This is a genomic window from Bradyrhizobium sp. Ec3.3, assembly GCF_000472925.1.
In the GTDB taxonomy this organism is placed as follows: Bacteria; Pseudomonadota; Alphaproteobacteria; order Rhizobiales; family Xanthobacteraceae; genus Bradyrhizobium.
The window spans coordinates 59,312-76,204 of the sequence record NZ_AXAS01000016.1; the positions used below are offsets into that span (position 1 = coordinate 59,312).

Sequence of the window (16,893 nt, forward strand, 5' to 3'; positions counted from 1 at the left end):
TCGTATTTCAAAGTCTCGATATCCAATTTGAAAAGAGTCGATGTGCCGCCTACCACGCATAGCGCACCGTGCCCTTGCCGGCGTAGGAGCGCGTCACGTTGGAGAGCTCGCCCTCGAAGCTTGCTGCCGCCGACCAGCCGTTGAGCCATTTCATTTCGGCGGAGGCGGTGGTGAGAGCGGAGTCGCTTGCGGCGCGTGCGCCGTTGACGACGAAGCTCGCGCCCTGCAGCGCCTGGAACGTCGCGGCGACGGAGTGATCCGGATTGAAGTCGTGCGCCCAGGCGGCGCGGCCGCGCAGGGTGAGGACGCCGTTGGCCATGGCGAAGGACTTGTCGGCACGCAGGCCGAGTTCGCTACGCGCATCGATGACGCTCTTCGCTGCATAGGCCAGCGCGAAGGCATTGCTGCCCGAGACGACGGACTCTGCGTAGCCCGGCAGGTTGAACGTCGTGAACTGGCCGGCGGCGTAGGGCGTCAGGCCGATGCCGCCGATCCACGGCGCGACAAAGCGATAGCCGCCTTCGAGCCGGCCGCTCCACGCATTCGCGTTAAACTCGGCGCGCAGGCGATCGACGCCGGCGAGCGTCACGGTGCGATCGGTGGTGACGTCCTGCCAGCCATAGGCCAGCGCGGCGGTAATGTAGCTCGGGCCATTGTTGTGGCGGACGTATGCGCCGGCCTGGAACAGGTCGGAGCGGCCACTGCCGCCATTGACCACGGAGAAGCTGGTGCCGCCGCCGGCCAGCGCAAAGCCGGCCAGTGTCTGCGGCGAGAACCAATACTCGGCGCCGGCGGCGGTGCCGAACAGGCGGCTGGTTGCGCTGTTCGAACCTAGCGCGGTGTTGCCGTCTGTGGTCTGCGATCCGGCGAAGCCGGAAGCCCACACGCTCCAGCGCTGCTCGAAGGTCTGGGCCGGTGGCGCCTTGGCCAGCATGGCAAAGGCATCGCGTGCGGCGCCTGTTGGTGTGCTGTCGGCATAGGCCGGCGGCGCGGAGCCGCCGATGTCGCGGCCCGCGCCGGAGGGATCGGTGAGCAGGCCCATGAACTGGCCCATGGCCTGGAAGGTGGTCTGCTGCGAGCCAGCGGCCGTTTCGCCCGAAGCCTGCGTCAGGCCGCCGGCCGTCAGCCCGCTATAGACCAGCGAGATGCCGCCATTTGCGTTGAAGGAGTTGATGATGGCATTGCCGACCTTCTGCTGATTGCCGGAAAGGCCGCTGCCCGGCGGCGCAACGAAGTCCAGGATCAGGTTGAGATAGGCGTGGGTGACGTCATAGCTCACCGTGGTATGGAAGTTCGACGGCAGGTTGGTCTGGACGACAGAACCGAACGTGCCGCTGACGCTGCCGGCGGTCAGGATCGTGTACTGCTTGGCGACGTAGCTGCCATTGGCGTAGACAGCCTGGAGTGTCGATCCGCCGAGCGTCGCCGTGCCCGAGACATTGGCGTAGCTCGACGTCGCCGGATTGATCTGCACCATGTAGAAGGCGCTGGATTGCAGCGCGAGGCTGCCCGCCACGGTCAACGACGAGTTGGCGGTGCCGTTGCCGGCCGCGAGCGTGCCGCCGGCGTTGACGGTCGTGGTGCCCACGGTGCCGCCGCCGCCGAGGGTCGCGCCGCTGTTGACGGTGACGCTGCTCGACGCCGCAATCGATCCGTTCACGACGAGCGCGCCCGCATCGACGATGGTCGCGCCGGTGTAGGTGTTAATGCCCGAGAGCGTCATGGTGCGGGTGCCGACCTTGATCAGCGATGTTCCGGTGAGGCTCCCGTTGCCGGTGAGCACGCCGGTGACATCGGTCGACAAATTGTTGCTGCCGACCGTCAGCTCTGTGCCGTTGAGGTCGAAGCGGCCGCTGCCGGCGATGGAGGCGGCGGTGAGCTTGCCGTCGCTGCCCGGGCCAGGGGTCCAAAAGTTGATCACGGCGGTGGACGCGGTGTTGATGAGCTGCGCGTTGCCGGCCGTCGAGTTGCCGTCGAACAGCACATTGCCGTTGTTGATGATGATCGCGTTGCCGGCTGTGGAGTTGCCGTAAAACGCTAATTGCGCGTTGTTGGTGATGGTCGTGTTACCGGCCGTGGTATCGAGGAATGCCAGCGTGCCGGCGGAGATCGTCACGCTGGAAAATGTGTCCGCGCCGGTCAAGGTCAGCGTGCCGGCGCCGGATTTGGTCAGCGCGCCGCCGTTGAGACTTTGGCTGACGGTGAAATTGTTGGCTGCGTCCGCAATGTCGAAGGCGCCGCCATTGGCACCCCAGGTGATGCTGCGCGTCGTGGCGTTGAACGTCGTTCCCGTGATCTGCAAGGTCCCGCCGTTGAAGGTCAGGCCACCCGCGAGGTCGCCGAGATTGGCTTCGGACGAGACGCTGACCGTGCCGCCGGCGAAGGTGGTGCCGCCGGTATAGGTGTTGGTCCCCGAGAGCGTCAGCGTGCCGGTGCCGATCTTGACCAGCGAGCCGGTACCCCCGATGACGCCGCTCACTTCGGTCGAGAGATTGTTGGATCCGACGGTCAGCTCATTGCTGCCGAGCAAATAGAGGCCCGCGCCCGCGATCGAGCCCGCGCTGACCTTGTTGTCGCCGTTCAATCCCGAGGTGGGGGTGAAATCGACGAGAGTGTTGGCATTAGCGATGAGGGTCGCATTGCCGGCCGTGCTGTTGTCGGAGAAAGTCATGCTCCCGTTGACGGTGATGGTCGCGTTACCGGCTGTGCTGGAGTTGAAGAACGAGATGCCGCCATTGTTGGTGATATCGGCGCTTCCCGCCGTGCTGGTGCTGTAGAAGTACAGGAGATTGGAGTTGGTGATAGTCGCGCTGCCGGCGCTGCTTTGGTCGGTGAAGGTCAACGTTGCCGAGCCGAGATTGGTGATGGTGGCGTTGCCGGCGCTGCTTTGCGCGTAGAAAGTCAGCGAGCCGTTGCCAACATTGGCGATCGTGGCGTTGCCGGCCGTGCTGTTCGTGAAGGACAGCCAGCTGTTGTTGGTGATCGTTGCGTTGCCGGCCGTGCTGTTGCCGTAGAAATACAGGTAGGCGTTGTTGCTGTTGGTGATGGTGGCGCTGCCGGCCGTGGCGTTTCCGAAAAAAAGGACCCTGCCGTTGCTGCTGTTGGTGATGGTGGCGCTGCCCGCAGTGCTGGTATCGTTGAAATACAGGTAGTTGCTGTTGATAATGGTCGCGCTGCCCGCCGAGCTCGAATTGTTGAATTTGAGGGTGCCGGCGACGTTGGTGATGGTGGCGGTGCCGGCCGTGCTCGTGTCGTAGAAAGCCAGCTGGCCGTTATTGGTGACGCTGGCGCCGCCGGCACTCGTAGCGTTGCGGAAATATGTTTTCCCGCTGTTGGAGATGCTGGTGATGCCGCTGGTGTCGGCGTTGAGAACGTCGAACGTGCCGCTGGCGCCAACGGTGACGATCCCCAGAATCGTGCCGACGCTGGTGGCCGTGCCGAGCTGTAACGTGCCGCCGTTGATCGTGGTGCCGCCGGTGTAGGTGTTCGCTCCCGACAGCGTCAGTGTGCCGGTGCCGATCTTGACCAGCGAACCGCCGCTGCCGGCGATGACGCCGCTCACTTCGGTCGAGAGATTGCTGGACCCGACGGTCAGCTCATTGACGCCGAGCAGGTACAAGCCCGCGCCCGCGATCGAGCCGGCGCTGATCTTGTTGTCGCCGCTCAGGCCCGCGGTCTGGCTGAAGTCGACCAGGGCGTTGGCATTGTTGATGATCGCCGCATTGCCGGCCGTGCTGTTGTCCTGAAAGGTGATGCTGCCATTGATGGTGATGGTCGCGTTGCCGGCCGTGCTGTTGTCCTGGAAGGTGATGCCGCCATTGTTGGTGATGGTGGCGCTGCCGGCGCTGCTGTAGTCATAGAAGTAAAGGAGGTTGGTGTTGGTGATGGCTGCGTTGCCCGCCGTGCTGTTGCCGACAAAGTAAGTCATGCCGCCGTTGTTGTTTGTAATGGTTGCGTTGCCGGCCGTGCTGCTGTCGCCGAATTGAAGGGAGCTGTTGTTGTTGATTGTCGCGCCGCCGGCCGTGCTGGTGTTCTGGAAAGCCAGTGAGGAGTTGTTCGTGATGGTGGCGCTGCCGCCGTTGATGGTGATGCCGGCGCCGGTGAAGTTCAGCGAGTTGCTGACGTTAAAGGTGTAGTTCGAGGCGCCGGCATTGAAGGTCCAGCCGCCGACGGTGGCGCTCGAAATCACCAGGCTGGTGGTATCAGAGGCACCGAAGGTGGCGGTGCCCACCGGCACGAAGCCGCCGCTCCAGTTGGAGCCGGTGTCATAGTCGTTGCTGCTGGGAGAGGTCAGCCAGGTGCCGTTCGCCGCGGCGCGCGATGGCGTGGTCGGCAGCATCCAGGCCAAAGCCAGCGCCGACGACGTCAACAGCGCGGCCCGCAGCCGGCGGGTGGCCCCGAAACAATATTTCTCCGTCCCCACCGCTTCCCCCCAGCACGCTCGCGAGTCTCAAGCCGGATTCTTGTCATTGGCTTGGGGGCGGTGTCCTGATAAGGCGCGGGGGAGTTTCTGAAGCTTTCTGATATTTCCGTTTCAGACCCGTTTTCCGGTCACTTTCGGCAGACTTCCACTATATGAGCGGGCTGGAGAGCCACTTTGGGGGATAGCGTGCTTCGTTTCGCCGGCTTCGGGCTGGATCAGCAGCGCGCGGAGCTGCGGGGGCCGGATGGCGTTGCGATCAAGCTCCGGCCGAAAACCTTCGAGATGCTGCGGCTGTTCGCGACCAGCGGCGGCCGGGTGCTCAGCAAGCAGGAACTGATGGAGGCGGTCTGGCCGAACGTCCATGTCGGCGAGGACAGCCTGTTCCAATGTATCCGCGAGCTTCGCACCGCGCTCGGCGATGACCGGCGGCAGCTGATCAAGCTCGCCTCCGGCGGCGGCTATCTGCTGACGGCGGAGGTTGAGGCCGAGCCGGAGGTCATGGCGGAGGCCGAGGCGCCTCCGCCCGCCGAGGCCATGGAGGCCGCGCCCGCGGCGCCGGCCGAAGGTGTCCTGGCACAGGCGAGGTCGCAGCGCTCGATCTTCGGTTTCAGCCGGCGGGCCATGGTCGCCGCAGTGGCCGGGCTCGGCGTGATCGTCGTGGGGCTTGCGGTGGACGCGCCGGTGCTGAAGCCGGACCTCCTGTTCCGGCGAAAGCCGCCGCGTGTCGCCGTGCTGCCGATCGTTGATGCCAGCAGCGATTCGCGCGGCGCCGGGACAGCGGAGGAGGTCACCGGCCGCCTCACGGACGGCTTTGCGAAGATCCAGAACATCAGCGTGGTTGCGCCGCGATCGCCAGCGCTCGCGGGCGTCGAAAGCACCAGTGCACGGGCCGCATCACCCGATTACGAAATTCGCGGCGAGTTGCAGCATGGCGATCAATCCTGGACGCTGCGGGCGCGCATGATCAAGACAGCCACCGGCGAGGTTCAGTCGGTCGTTGCGGCTTCGGTCAACGCGGATGAGGCGGACGCGCAGCTTGCGCAGTCGCGGCTTGCCGCGGGCGTCGGTCATGTGCTTGCGCGCCGCCTCAACGACATGCTGGAGCCCAGCGCGTCGTCGCCCGCGAGCCGCGGACAGTCCGCGGGCGGCGACAGGGTCGCCGTCGAGCAGGCGCTGGCGTCGATCAACCAGACCACGCGCGAGCGTTTCGGTGCGGCGCAGGCGATGCTGCAAAAGGCGCTCACTGACGACCCTGACAATGTCGATCTCGCCGTGGCGCTTGCTTCGCTCCAGATGCGCGGCATCCAGATGGTCTGGTTCAGCCCGGAGGAGGCTGTTGCGGTCGAGGCCAGGGCCAGCGCGACGCTCGAGCAGGCATTGCGGTCGAAGCCGAATTCGATTCCGGTGCTCGAGGCCTATTGCCGCTTCCTCAGCGCGACCAACCATTTCGTGGAAAGTCTCGTCACCTGCGCCAAGGCATTGAGCTTCGATCCGTGGAACGGCTCTGCGCTCTATCTGATCGGATTGGGCCAAATCTATCTCGGCCGCTTCGACGATGCGCTCGCGACATTCCAGCAAGCCGATCGTTACGATACGCCGCCGGCCTCGCGCTGGACCTGGCTGCTCGGCGCGGGCTTGGCGAATGTCTTGATGGGGCGCGACGAGGAGGCGTTGCCGTGGCTGCAGCGTTCGATCGCCATTACGCCGGCGACCGGCCGCTCGCACTTTCTGCTCGCCGCCGCCTACCAGAGATCGGGCCGGTTCGAGGAGGCGAGGGCGGCGATCGCGGAGGGACTGCGCTTGCGGCCCGGCACGACCAGGCTCAACGTCTCGCCGCCGATGAAGAACGCAAGTCCGGTGAATATCGCAGCCTGGGAACGCGTCGTTCAGGCCGAGGTCGACGCAGGATTGCCGGAGTGGTGAGGGCGAGTTTGCGGCGATGGGGCGATCGCAAGCGTGCACGATGAAAGCGTGCGTCAGGAGTGCAAGCCGCTTCCTAACCCTCGCTGTCATGCCCCGCGAAAGCGGGGCATCCAGTACGCCGCGGCCCCTCCGTATCCGTCACCGTCTCTGGAATACAGGATCGCCCGGTCGAGCCGGGCGATGACAGGCGAGAGTGTGGACGGCGCGTGCCACGAACCTCGTCATTGCGAGCGCAGCGAAGCAATCCAGAATCTTTCCGCGGAGGCAGTCTGGATTGCTTCGCTGCGCTCGCAATGACGGAGCAAACTACCGCCATCTCCGATGCAGCCAGAGCCACTGCTCGGGATATTCGCGCACCCAGCCCTCCACCACGTTGGTGATCGCCTGCGTCGTGCCCTGGACGTCGATCTTGCCCTCGGCGTCGCGCACCGGCGGGATCTCCTCGGTCAGCTCGGCGCGGAAGCGATAGCCGGGCAGGCGGATGATGCGCACGCCGTGGATGGGGCATTCGACCTGGCGCAAGAGCCGCGCCAGCATCGGGTTGGCGCGGGTCTTGCGGCCGAAGAAGGTGACCTCGACGCCGCCGGTCAGATATTGATCGACCAGCATGGCGACGTGCTGGCCGTTCCTGAGCGCTTCGCCAAGCCGGAACGGCGCGTCGCGCCCCGCCGGGATCAGCGTGCCCATGTTGACCTGGCGCATCTCCTGGATGATGCGATCGGCGGACGCGATATTCGGGCGGCGATAGAGGATCGCGGTGTCGAGCCCATGCGCGACGGCAGCGAGTGCCGGCAATTCCCAGTTGGCGAGATGCGAGGCGAAGATCAGCGCCGGCTTGCCGTCGTCCCTGATGTGGTCGAACAGCTCGACGGTGCGCGGCGACAACTCGATCCGGCTCTTTTCCGGATGATCGCGGTCATAGTCCCAGACCTGATCGAGATGGGCGAACTCGGCGCCGACGCGGCCGAGATTGTCCCAGACGCCCATCAGGATCTTTTCTATCTCTTCCGGCGATTTCTCGGGAAATGCCGCGGTGAGGTTGGCGCGGCCGATGCGGTGCTCGCGCAGGCGCGGGCCGATCGTCTTGGTGACGCGCGCGAAGAAGTCCGAGGTCTTGACCGGATCGAAATAGCGCGTGGTGCGCAGCATGCCGACGGTGGCCGCGCCGATCACGCTTCCGCCGATCGACTTGGCAACTTCCCGCGCGCGGGCCTTCGTGCTCGCAGGAAGCAGCGCCATGCGTCCGATCAGGCCGGTTCGCGGGTCAGGATCAGCGAGGCGTTCTGGCCGCCGAAGCCGAACGAGTTCGACATGACCGCGGTGACGCGGGCATCGCGCGCGGTATTGCCGACGACGTTGAACAGGATCGTGGGATCCGGATTGTCGTAGTTGATGGTCGGCGGAATGCGCTGATGCTCGAGCGTCAGCAGCGAGAAGATCGCCTCCACCGCTCCGGCGGCCGAGATGGTGTGGCCGACCATCGACTTGTTGGAGGTCACCGGAATTTTCTGCGCGAGATCGCCGAACACGGCCGAGGTCGTGTTGAACTCCATCTTGTCGTTTTCGGGCGTCGCGGTGCCGTGGGCGTTGATGTGGTCGATCTGGTCCGGCGTCATGCCGGCATCGGCCAGCGTCTTGTTCATGCAGCCGATGATCGGCTTGCCGTCGGGGGAGGAGCGGGTGCGATGGAAGGAGTCGGTGAGCTCGCCGCAGCCGGCGAGCACGCCGAGGATCTTTGCGCCGCGCGCGGTCGCCGCCTCATAGCTTTCGAGCACGAGGGCGCCTGCGCCTTCAGCCATGACGAAGCCGTCGCGATTCTTCGAGAACGGCCGCGAGGCGGCCTGCGGCGATTCGTTCTGCGTGGAGAGCGCGGAGAGCAGCGAGAAGCGCACCAGAGCTTCGGGATTCACGGTACCGTCGGTCGCGACGCACAGCGCCGCATCGGTCTCGCCGCGGCGGATCGCCTCGACGCCGAGCTGGATCGAGGTTGCCCCCGAGGCGCAGGCCGTCGACAGCGAGATCGGCGAGCCCTTGGTGCCGAAGGTCTCGGCGAGGTGTGCGGCTACCGAGCCGAACATGAAGCGGTGATGATAGGCGGTGTATTTGCCGCCGCCGGAGATGCGCAGGAGATCATCGTAGGTGAAGTCGGACGTGCCGACGGCGCGGCCGAGTTCGCGGCGCTGCGGCCATTCGACCTCGACCGGCGCAACCGCCAGGAAGAGGGGGCCCGGGAAATCGCCCTTGGCGCCGATACCGGCCTGATCCAGCGCTTCCTCCGTGACCATCTCGGCCATCCGTTCGGAGAGGCCGGTGGAGGAGAACGGATCGACGCTGACGAAATCGACCGTGCCGGCCATCGTCGTCTTCAGCCCGTCGGTCGGAAAGCGCGTGATGGTGCGGATGCCGGATTGCCCGGCGACGAGCTTCGACCAGTTGTCGGCCTTGCCGGCGCCGAGCGAGGTCATGATGCCCATGCCGGTGACGACTACGACGGGCCGTCCGAATTTGTCGCGTGGTGCTGTCATGATTCCCCCGCTCGTCTCAATCGTCCCAAACAACCAGCCGAACGCGCGGCTCAGCTGACCGCTTCCACCAGCGCCATGCCTTCGCCGCGCCAGTGTCCGGCTCCCACCACCACAATCTGGGTCGGAGCCGACTGCATTTCAATCTCGAGGCCGGTCGAATCGTTCGGCGGGAACAGGGCCCCGCGCGAGAGCGACAGTGCGGCGAGCGCAATCCCGAGCGGGAACTGCGTCTCCATGGTGTGGCCGAACATGGTACCGGTGGCGCGAACCGGGAAGTCCGCATGGCTCTCGAGGAAGGCGCGCTCCTCGGCGGTCGCCGGCTCCGCGCCGGTTGCCCCCGTGATGATCGCGCCCTTGCCCTCGCGCCTGGGCAGCTTCGACCACAGCTTCTGAAGCGTCGCGGTCAGTTCGCCCGGCTGCTTGCGCCTGGCCAGATCAGCCACCACGCTCGTCAGCTTCGCAAACGGTTTTGCGCCGCGCGCTTCCGCATGGGCCTTCGATTCCAGCACCAGGAATGCGCCGGCCGAGCCGAGCGCGAAGCCGGCGTGGTCCTTGCGCCCCCAGACCGGGGCGAACTTGTCCTTCAGGTTGAAGTCGCCGAACTCGTAGAGGACCATCAGGTCCTTGCGCTCGCCATTATGCGAGCCGCCGACCAGCGCAATGTCGCTCTCGCCCGAGGCGATCCGTGCCAGCGCGATGCGCGTGGCATCCGCGCCCGCCACCTCTTCACCCATGAAGGTGCGCGAGGTGCCGCCGAGACCGTGCACGATGGCGATGTTGCCGGCGAGCAGGTTGGAGAGCTGGGCCAGGAACAGCGTCGGCCGCAGATCGCTCATCAGCCGCTCGTTGAGGAAGCCGGGCGCATTGGCGCCCTTGGCCTCGGCCGTGAGCACGCCGGTATCGACGTTGAGATCGCGCTCGCCGCCGCCGGCCGCGACCACCATGTCGATCTTGGAGAGGATGTCCTTGTTGCCTTTGATCCCGGCCGAATCGAGCGCCAGGCCCGCCGCATAGGTGCCGATGCGCTGCCAGGCTTCCATCTGGCGCTGGTCGCCCTTCTTCGGGATCTGGCTGTCGAAACTGACCGGCATCAGGGGATGCACGATGAAAGGGGCAAACCCCTTCTCGTCGACGTTGATGCGCCGCTCGCCGAGCGCGGCCCAGTTGGCGTCCAGCCCTTCGCCGAGCGAAGTGGCGAGTCCAATACCGGTGATCCAGACTTCCGTCTGGCCGGGCTTCGAAGCAGGAGTGTCAGTCATGGCGAAACGGCCTGTTGCGGAAAGCCGATGCGCTTGGCGAACGCGTCCATGTAGCTGCGCATATCCGCATTGGGGAAGGGAATCTGCGTGAAGGTGAGCGTCGAATTCGCGCGCAGCTTGCCGCCGACCCGGATCTTGGCCTCGGTCATGGCGTAGCCCGAGCCCTCATGGGCGAGGGTTGCCTCGATGCTCATGAGATCGCCGGGGAAGACCGAGCCGCGGACCTTGGCCTCCTTCACGGCGGCGAGGATCGGCATGCGCTCGAACTTCAACACGCCGAGCTGCAGCCAGCCCGAGGCCTGCGCCATCGATTCGATCAGGAGCACGCCGGGCATCAGCGGATAGCCCGGAAAGTGTCCCTCGAAGATGGTGCTTTCCTTCGGAACGAGCGCCTCGACGACGATCCGCTTCTCGTCGACGTTGAGGTCGACGATGCGATCGATCATGTGGAAGTATTCGAGTTGCATGGTTGCGCGATCAGGCGCTCGCGCCCTTGGCCGCCACCAGCTCGTCGATGCGCGCGCACAGGTTCTTCAGCACGAAATACTGCTCGGTTGTCGCCTTGCCGTCGTTGACCTCCTGGGTCCACTTCTCCAGCGGCAGCTTGATGCCGAACTGCTTGTCGATCGCAAACGCGATGTCCAGGAAATCGAGGCTGTCGATGCCCAGATCGTCGATGGCGTGACTATCCGGCGTGATCGTGTCGCGCGGGATGTCGCAGGTTTCAGCGATGATCGTGGCGACCTGATCGAATGTAGAGGACATCACTAAGCCTTTGATATATTGCAGGTATTTGTCAGATTTTCCAGAGAGGCACGGTGGGCGGGCATCGCGCCCCGAGTGATGCCCTCAAACGCCCTCTGGCCGGGTCGAGTGCCCGTATATCGGACGGCCGCCCTGAGTTCAATGGAGCCGGGCAGGGCCCGGGGACAGGGCTGGGGATGCCGGTCGGAGCCCCGCGAATCCGGGCTCTCCGGGCCGGGCTGCCTAGATATGCGGCGTCGTGATCTTCACGCAGTCGCGACGGCCCATCAGCACGCAATCCTGGGTCCGGCGCAGGTCGGCAATGCTGACCGCGAGCCAGATACCGATCGCGGTGAGCGCGATGGTGAAGGCGAGGGCTGCGATGTTGGCGAGCATGCGGTGGCGGAAGTCGTCCGGCTCGTCGCGGGGCTGCTCGTAACGCGATAGGTCGAGCGGTTCCGGCGCGGGCTGGGCGTGCAACGGCTGCACCGTCCCGTTCCCCCGCCGGGGAACGCCCTGGGGCTGGCCGCGCGGCCTGAACTGGAGCACCCGGTGCTCGTCGTCCGAGGTTTTGGGCCGCTGGGTTTTCATGCCAAGGATCGGTCGCGGATCAGCCTTCAAAGCAGCGAAATTTAGATAGCACAGGGCTGCGAAGCGTTGCAGAAAATCTTCACAAGCACAGCGTGCATCTGTCGCGTTCGGAATTATGCTTCGCCGGTCGTTTCCAGTGTCTGGTGGAACCTGCCGTAGTCGATGCGCAGCCGTCCATCGTCCTGCGTATCGAGGATGTCGACATAGCGATGGCCGAACCTGATCTCGAAATGCTCGTAGGATTTGCGGGCATGCACCGTTTGCGCTGCAACAACGTCGTAGCCCGACAGCACCACGATGAGCGCGACAGTCGCGGCTTCCATGTCTTCCGCCGACAAAGCATGCAACGGGCTCGTCTCGTCCAGCGTGTGATAGAGCGTCCAGCTCAGGGCAAGGCCGGGGATTTCGTTGCGGTCGAGCGCGAGTTCGTAAAAGCGCCGCAGCGGCCGGCCTTCCTTCGTCACCACGCTCTTGAAGGCCCAGACCCGCGCATTGGCATTGGCGATGACGTTGTGCCGCTCATTGGCAAGGCGGATCATCAGGGTCGGCTTGCCCTCGTGCAGCGAGATCACCGGGTTCTCGGCGAACAACAGCCGCGCGCTCGGCCGCGAGAAGCGGGCGAAGATCAGCCCCGTCATCAGCGACATCGAGAAGATGCCGGTGAACAATTCGAGCGTCGCAACGAAGTGGCCGTAATGGCTCTGCGGATGCATGTCGCCGTAGCCCGCGGTCGAGAGCGTCTCGATGGAGAAGTAAAAGTAGTCGATATAGGCGCCGCCGGGGACGTTCGAGATCGGCAGGTCGCCGATCCAGTAGAAATAGGCGAAGAACGCGTTGAAGGCGAGAAAGACCAGCGCTGCGCCCGCGATGAACACCGGCCAGGACGCCGTCATGCAGCGATGGCTGATGTCGGCCCAGAAATTCAGCGTCAACCCCTCGGCGATGATTTCGCGCCCGCCGAGCCTGACGATCCGTGCCTTGCCGGTCCCTCCATTGGTCGTCCGTTCATTCGGGATTTTAAGCATCCGCTTTTGATCTCTTCGCGCCGCAGCGGCATTTGCCGTCCCGGCCGTCATGGCATAATCGTACGGAGTTCAGGACGTTCTTTGCAACCTTTGAGGGGTTTTCGACAATGACCAACACGCGCGAGCCCAGAGTGCACCCGGTGTCGATCCTGTCGCTGAAGCCGACGCAGATGACGGTCGGCATGCGCGAGGTCAAGGAGAAGCGCAAGCGCTGGCGCGAGCAGGACAAGCAGAAGCAGGCGGACTCGCTCGGCAAGCACATGATCCCCGTGGTTCACGGGCCGGACCAGCGCTACTACGTCATCGACCATCATCATCTGGCCCGCGCGCTTCACGACGAGGGCGTCAAGGACGTGCTGGTCACCATCGTCGGCGACCTCAGGATGGTCGAGCGCGACGCCTTCTGGGGCGTGATGGACAACAAGCGCTGGGTCTACCCTTACGATGCCAAGGGTGAGCGGCGGCATTTCAAGGACCTGCCGAAATCGGTCGCCGCTCTCAAGGACGATCCGTTCCGCAGCCTCGCCGGCGAACTCCGCCGGATGGGAGGCTTCGCCAAGGACACCACGCCGTTCTCCGAATTCCTGTGGGCCGACTATTTGCGCCGCAAGCTGTCACGCAAGGCGGTCGATGCCAATTTCGACAAGGCGCTGGAGAAGGCGATGGCTGCCGCAAAGATCAAGGACGCGATCTATCTGCCCGGCTGGTGCGGACCGGCGTCGGAGGATTAGGGCGCAGCGCTCACATCAATCGCGCTGGAAGATCTTGGCGCCGGGGTAGACGCGCCGGGCGTATGTCACGACCAGCTCCCTGTCCTGAGTCTCCAGGAAAGGGGTGCGGATCTGGCACGACCCGACGATCAGGTGCCACAGGCCATTAAGCTTCTGAACGAAGACGTTCATTTGATTGTTCCTCGACGAACCTGCATCCAGCAAGAGCTGCTTGTCGCAGCAGCCTTGCGATTCACTATCGTTATCCCGAGCGCAAAATTCCCAACGTGACCCGCGCCACTGTAAAACGACGTGACTATTGTTAGTTGCGCCTTTCGAGCGTGAAGTTCGCGCGGTTCATTCGTCGCTTTGGACTAGTCGGCGAGCATAAGGATCTCTCCCCATCGCTCAATTGTACGAGCTTATGCGGAGGTCATAAGAAGGGATGAGCGCGCTAAACCAAGGTATTCCGTTGTTTACCGGAGCGTCCTTGCCGGCCGGACCTCATCACAGTCTCTTGAGCGAAACCGTTTTCCGGCCGCGCGAAGAGGTCCTGAAACAAAGCCGTTCCATCCTTCGGGGCAGTCGAGCCCACAAAGGAGGGAGGAATGCGCCATCTGGTCTTCGCCGCCGCCTTGCTCGCGGTCGCCACAGTAGGGTTTCACACGTTCATCTCGGCCTCGCTTGCCGCGGCTCGCGAGGCCAAGGCCGCGACGTTTGCCGAACGCTTTGCCCCGGCGGTCGAGTTAATGGCGAAGCAGCACTAGCGCAGTAGCGCGCCGCCGCCGCAAGCAACGCAGCGGCGGCAGGCCCGGACATCAAGGCCGGTGGCTCAGGCTCCGGGCGGCGGAGATGGCGGCATCTTAGGGAAGGTCGGCAGCCCCTCGTGCATCAGATGCCACGGTGGCGCCGAGGACGTATAGAGATGCAGGGCCGGCGTCAGGTCTGAATTGCTGTCAAGCGCGCCAAGCTTGACAGTCAGGAACGGCGCATTGGGAGGCAAGCTCCACAGCGGAGACCCGCAATCCGGACAAAAGGCGCGACCGACGTCGCCGCCGCTGTCGCCCTTGCACGAGTAGATTTTTGCCTCGCCCTTCGTGACTTCGAGGCCGGTCTTCGGCGCGAGCGCGACGTAGTTCGGCCCGCCGCCCGAAGCCTTCTGGCAATCGGTGCAGTGGCAGATCCCGACACCCATCAGCGGCGCATTGATCCTGAATCGGATCGCGCCGCAAGCGCATCCTCCGGTACGGTCGGTCATGGTTGCCTCAATCCTCGTTGGCCAAGAGCCGCTCATCCTGGCCGCTCACATCAACAGCCGGCTTGACACGCATAAGCGAGCGCTGCTGCCAACGTCTTGTCAGCATGGCTTGTTGCCCCTCGCGCAATCGACGCGAAAATTCGACCGTGCCGTAGCGCGAGACACCCCATCTACTCGGCTGATCCCATACATCGGTTGGCAAATTCGGCGATGAGGGCTGTGATTTCCTCCGGGCGCTCCAGGCTAGGCAGATGCGCGACACCCGGCATCTCACGCCCTTCCGCGTCCGGTACTGTCGCTGCCACGTGACGACAGCGTTCCTGAACGTAGGGAAAGTCGAGATCGCCCCAGATCACAAGGGTCGGCACAGCGACGTCACTGAGGCGGTGGAAGAAGGGTTGAATGTCAATGTCCGAGCCGAATGGCGCGGAGCGGAGCGCGATGCCGTTCATGTCAAGGAGCAGGTCGCGAGCGGGACCGGCTACGCGGCCTTCGGGGGCCAGTGGTCCGTCCAGCCAGAGACGCGCCTTCATCGCGTTCAACCGATCCAGATCGCCCGATGCCTCAATCCTCCTTGATTGCGTCATCAGTTTATCGACTTCGGGAGGATAGATCAGGTGCGCCTGCGACATTGGGGGCGATCAGAACGAGGGCGCCAACACGCGATGGGTGTCGAAGCGTGGCATCAAGCGCGATGCGCCCGCCGAGGGAGCAGTCAACAAGGACCGCGCGCTTGCCGTCTGCGGTAGCATCCAGCACGGCCACGAGGTCTGCGAGGGCGGAGAAGTCCTCCAACTCGGCGTGAGTTTCGCCGAACCCACGCCGGTCATAAGCAACCGCCTTGTGAGTGGCGCCGAGTCCATTCAACTGGTCGCGCCACATGCGCCGGTCGCACACGTTGGCATGAAGAAAGACGATGGCAGTGCCGCTGCCCACGATCTCTGTTGCGAGCCTGGCGCGACCAGACGTGACATAGTGCATAGATTGCAGGTCCAAACCGATGACGTCTGCGGGTGAGGATAAACGGGATCAATCGAGTCCAGAACCCCGGTTGCCTGCATGGGGGTAGAGAAATCAAGGCGGGTCTGCCCGCGTGGTGCGAAGGGTGACGGGTTTCGCAAGAGATCTGCCCGACCTGGGGACTAGCGCTCCCGCGCGTCTCGCCTCGCCGTTGTCTCGGCATCATGCGACTCCTCCTCACCGCCGAGCGCGCGGTGCAGCCAGTGCTCGGTGCGGTTGCCGACGGTGAGGATCAGGAAAGCCAGGACGAACGCCGTGCCGACGATCGGCCACTCTCCGGCGCCGCAGGCAATCCCGACGCAGGCGGCGAGGAAGGTACAGGCGGCGCTGGTGAGGCCGCGAACCCGAAAATGCTCGCTTTCGTGGACGATCACGCCGGCGCCAAGAAAGCCGATGCCGGTGAGGATGCCCTGGATGACGCGGCTGGTCGCGTCCGAGATCTTGCCGGGCTCGGCGAACTGGACCGCGAGCAACACCACAGTCGCGGTCGACAGGCCGACGATGCCGAGCGTCTTCAGCCCGATCGGCTTGCCGTGCAGGTCGCGGTTCAAGCCGATGGCGCAGCCTGCGAGCGAGGCGGTGCCAAGCCGCAGCACGATCTCCGGCCAGTCGAGCGAGGCGATCATTGTTTCGGCAGGCGCCCCATCAGGTAGAACTCGTCGTTCGGCCGCATGCCCGTGAAGTTCGCGAGCCGGTTCGACAGCGCGAAGAACGCCGAGATCGCGGCAATATCCCAGATGTCGTCGTCGCTGAAGCCGTGTGGGGCAAGCGCCGCGAAATCCTCCTCCGAAATCCGCTGTGCGTCGGCCGAGACCTTCATCGCGAAATCGAGCATCGCCTTCTGCCGCGGCGTGATGTCGGCCTTGCGGTAGTTCACCGCGACCTGGTCGGCGATCAGCGGGTTCTTGGCGCGGATGCGCAGGATCGCACCGTGCGCGATCACGCAATACTGGCACTGGTTGGCGGCCGAAGTGGCCACCACGATCATCTCGCGCTCGGCCTTCGTGAGGCCGGAGTCTTTCTCCATCAGCGCGTCGTGGTAGGCGAAGAAGGCGCGGAACTCGTCGGGCCGGTAGGCTAGCGTCAGGAATACGTTGGGCACGAAGCCGCTCTTCTCCTGCACCGCGAGAAGCCGCGTGCGGATGTCGTCGGGCAGCGTGTCGAGGGCGGGAGCGGGGAAGCGTTGCGCGGCGGGCTTTGTCATTGGTGTTTTTTCCGGATCGGGGCTGGCAAACATAGTCGATGCGGGCGGTCGCCTCAACGTGCCACATACTCGCTGTCATCGCCCGACTTGATCGGCGATCCAGTATTTCAGAGACGGCGATGGGATATGGAGAGGCTGCGGCGTACTGGATGCCCCGGTCAAGTGTTTAGTCCGGGGCATGACAGCGCAAAATGCGGTGGCCGTGTCGTCG

At 64.5% G+C, this 16,893-nt stretch carries 17 protein-coding genes; 3 read left to right on the top strand and 14 right to left on the bottom strand.

The window, feature by feature from the left end; genetic code table 11:
- Positions 1 to 49: 49 nt before the first annotated feature.
- The gene (locus tag YUU_RS55110; RefSeq protein WP_051389780.1) at positions 50 to 4,423 is read right to left on the bottom strand and encodes an autotransporter domain-containing protein; all 4,374 of its coding nucleotides are present in this window, start codon (positions 4,421 to 4,423) and stop codon (positions 50 to 52) included.
- 186 nt (positions 4,424 to 4,609) lie between these two features.
- Between YUU_RS55110 and YUU_RS0118085 the strand changes: the two genes are divergently transcribed.
- Positions 4,610 to 6,346 carry a winged helix-turn-helix domain-containing protein gene (locus tag YUU_RS0118085; RefSeq protein ID WP_027523666.1) on the top strand — a complete coding sequence of 579 codons (1,737 nt, stop codon included), beginning with the start codon at positions 4,610 to 4,612 and terminating at the stop codon, positions 6,344 to 6,346.
- 306 nt (positions 6,347 to 6,652) lie between these two features.
- Here YUU_RS0118085 and YUU_RS0118090 read toward each other — a convergent pair whose 3' ends face one another.
- From YUU_RS0118090 to YUU_RS0118120, 7 genes are all read right to left on the bottom strand, one after another.
- Positions 6,653 to 7,585, bottom strand: a complete 933-nt coding sequence (locus YUU_RS0118090) for a lipid A biosynthesis lauroyl acyltransferase (RefSeq protein WP_027523667.1) — start codon at positions 7,583 to 7,585, stop codon at positions 6,653 to 6,655.
- Positions 7,586 to 7,593: 8 nt separating this feature from the next.
- Positions 7,594 to 8,871 (bottom strand): beta-ketoacyl-ACP synthase, encoded by a 1,278-nt coding sequence (locus YUU_RS0118095; protein ID WP_027523668.1) that lies wholly within the window; start codon positions 8,869 to 8,871, stop codon positions 7,594 to 7,596.
- Positions 8,872 to 8,921: 50 nt separating this feature from the next.
- On the bottom strand, positions 8,922 to 10,130 hold the full coding sequence (locus YUU_RS0118100) for a beta-ketoacyl-ACP synthase (RefSeq protein WP_027523669.1): 1,209 nt from the start codon (positions 10,128 to 10,130) through the stop codon (positions 8,922 to 8,924).
- Entirely contained in the window at positions 10,127 to 10,597 is a 471-nt protein-coding gene (locus YUU_RS0118105) for a 3-hydroxyacyl-ACP dehydratase FabZ family protein (protein WP_027523670.1), read from the bottom strand. The genes YUU_RS0118100 and YUU_RS0118105 overlap by 4 nt, the downstream gene beginning before the upstream one ends.
- Before the next feature lie 10 nt (positions 10,598 to 10,607).
- Complete coding sequence (locus tag YUU_RS0118110; protein WP_007592476.1) at positions 10,608 to 10,895, bottom strand: acyl carrier protein; 288 nt, start codon at positions 10,893 to 10,895, stop codon at positions 10,608 to 10,610.
- Between the two features lie 222 nt (positions 10,896 to 11,117).
- A complete protein-coding gene (locus YUU_RS0118115; protein WP_027523671.1) occupies positions 11,118 to 11,465 on the bottom strand; it encodes a hypothetical protein in 348 nt (115 codons plus the stop codon).
- A 113-nt stretch (positions 11,466 to 11,578) separates the two neighbouring features.
- On the bottom strand, positions 11,579 to 12,490 hold the full coding sequence (locus YUU_RS0118120; RefSeq protein ID WP_051389781.1) for an ion channel: 912 nt from the start codon (positions 12,488 to 12,490) through the stop codon (positions 11,579 to 11,581).
- Between the two features lie 107 nt (positions 12,491 to 12,597).
- Between YUU_RS0118120 and YUU_RS0118125 the strand changes: the two genes are divergently transcribed.
- Positions 12,598 to 13,221 carry a ParB-like protein gene (locus tag YUU_RS0118125; protein WP_027523673.1) on the top strand — a complete coding sequence of 208 codons (624 nt, stop codon included), beginning with the start codon at positions 12,598 to 12,600 and terminating at the stop codon, positions 13,219 to 13,221.
- 15 nt (positions 13,222 to 13,236) lie between these two features.
- Here the strand turns inward: YUU_RS0118125 and YUU_RS60270 are convergent, their stop codons facing one another.
- Entirely contained in the window at positions 13,237 to 13,392 is a 156-nt protein-coding gene (locus YUU_RS60270; protein ID WP_198031773.1) for a hypothetical protein, read from the bottom strand.
- A gap of 416 nt (positions 13,393 to 13,808) precedes the next feature.
- Here YUU_RS60270 and YUU_RS60275 point away from each other — a divergent pair, with 416 nt between their 5' ends.
- Positions 13,809 to 13,967, top strand: coding sequence for a hypothetical protein (locus YUU_RS60275; RefSeq protein ID WP_198031774.1), 159 nt, complete (start codon positions 13,809 to 13,811; stop codon positions 13,965 to 13,967).
- A 65-nt stretch (positions 13,968 to 14,032) separates the two neighbouring features.
- Here YUU_RS60275 and YUU_RS0118140 read toward each other — a convergent pair whose 3' ends face one another.
- The 5 genes from YUU_RS0118140 to YUU_RS0118160 form a co-directional block, all read right to left on the bottom strand.
- Entirely contained in the window at positions 14,033 to 14,458 is a 426-nt protein-coding gene (locus YUU_RS0118140; protein ID WP_027523674.1) for a GFA family protein, read from the bottom strand.
- 170 nt (positions 14,459 to 14,628) lie between these two features.
- Entirely contained in the window at positions 14,629 to 15,090 is a 462-nt protein-coding gene (locus YUU_RS61220) for an alpha/beta fold hydrolase (protein ID WP_245288035.1), read from the bottom strand.
- Entirely contained in the window at positions 15,050 to 15,439 is a 390-nt protein-coding gene (locus YUU_RS61225; RefSeq protein ID WP_245288036.1) for an alpha/beta fold hydrolase, read from the bottom strand. Before YUU_RS61225 ends, YUU_RS61220 begins: the two co-directional genes overlap by 41 nt.
- Positions 15,440 to 15,600: 161 nt before the next feature.
- A complete protein-coding gene (locus tag YUU_RS0118155; RefSeq protein ID WP_156944376.1) occupies positions 15,601 to 16,101 on the bottom strand; it encodes an MgtC/SapB family protein in 501 nt (166 codons plus the stop codon).
- A complete protein-coding gene (locus tag YUU_RS0118160) occupies positions 16,101 to 16,682 on the bottom strand; it encodes a peroxidase-related enzyme (protein ID WP_027523676.1) in 582 nt (193 codons plus the stop codon). Before YUU_RS0118160 ends, YUU_RS0118155 begins: the two co-directional genes overlap by 1 nt.
- Positions 16,683 to 16,893: the final 211 nt, after the last annotated feature.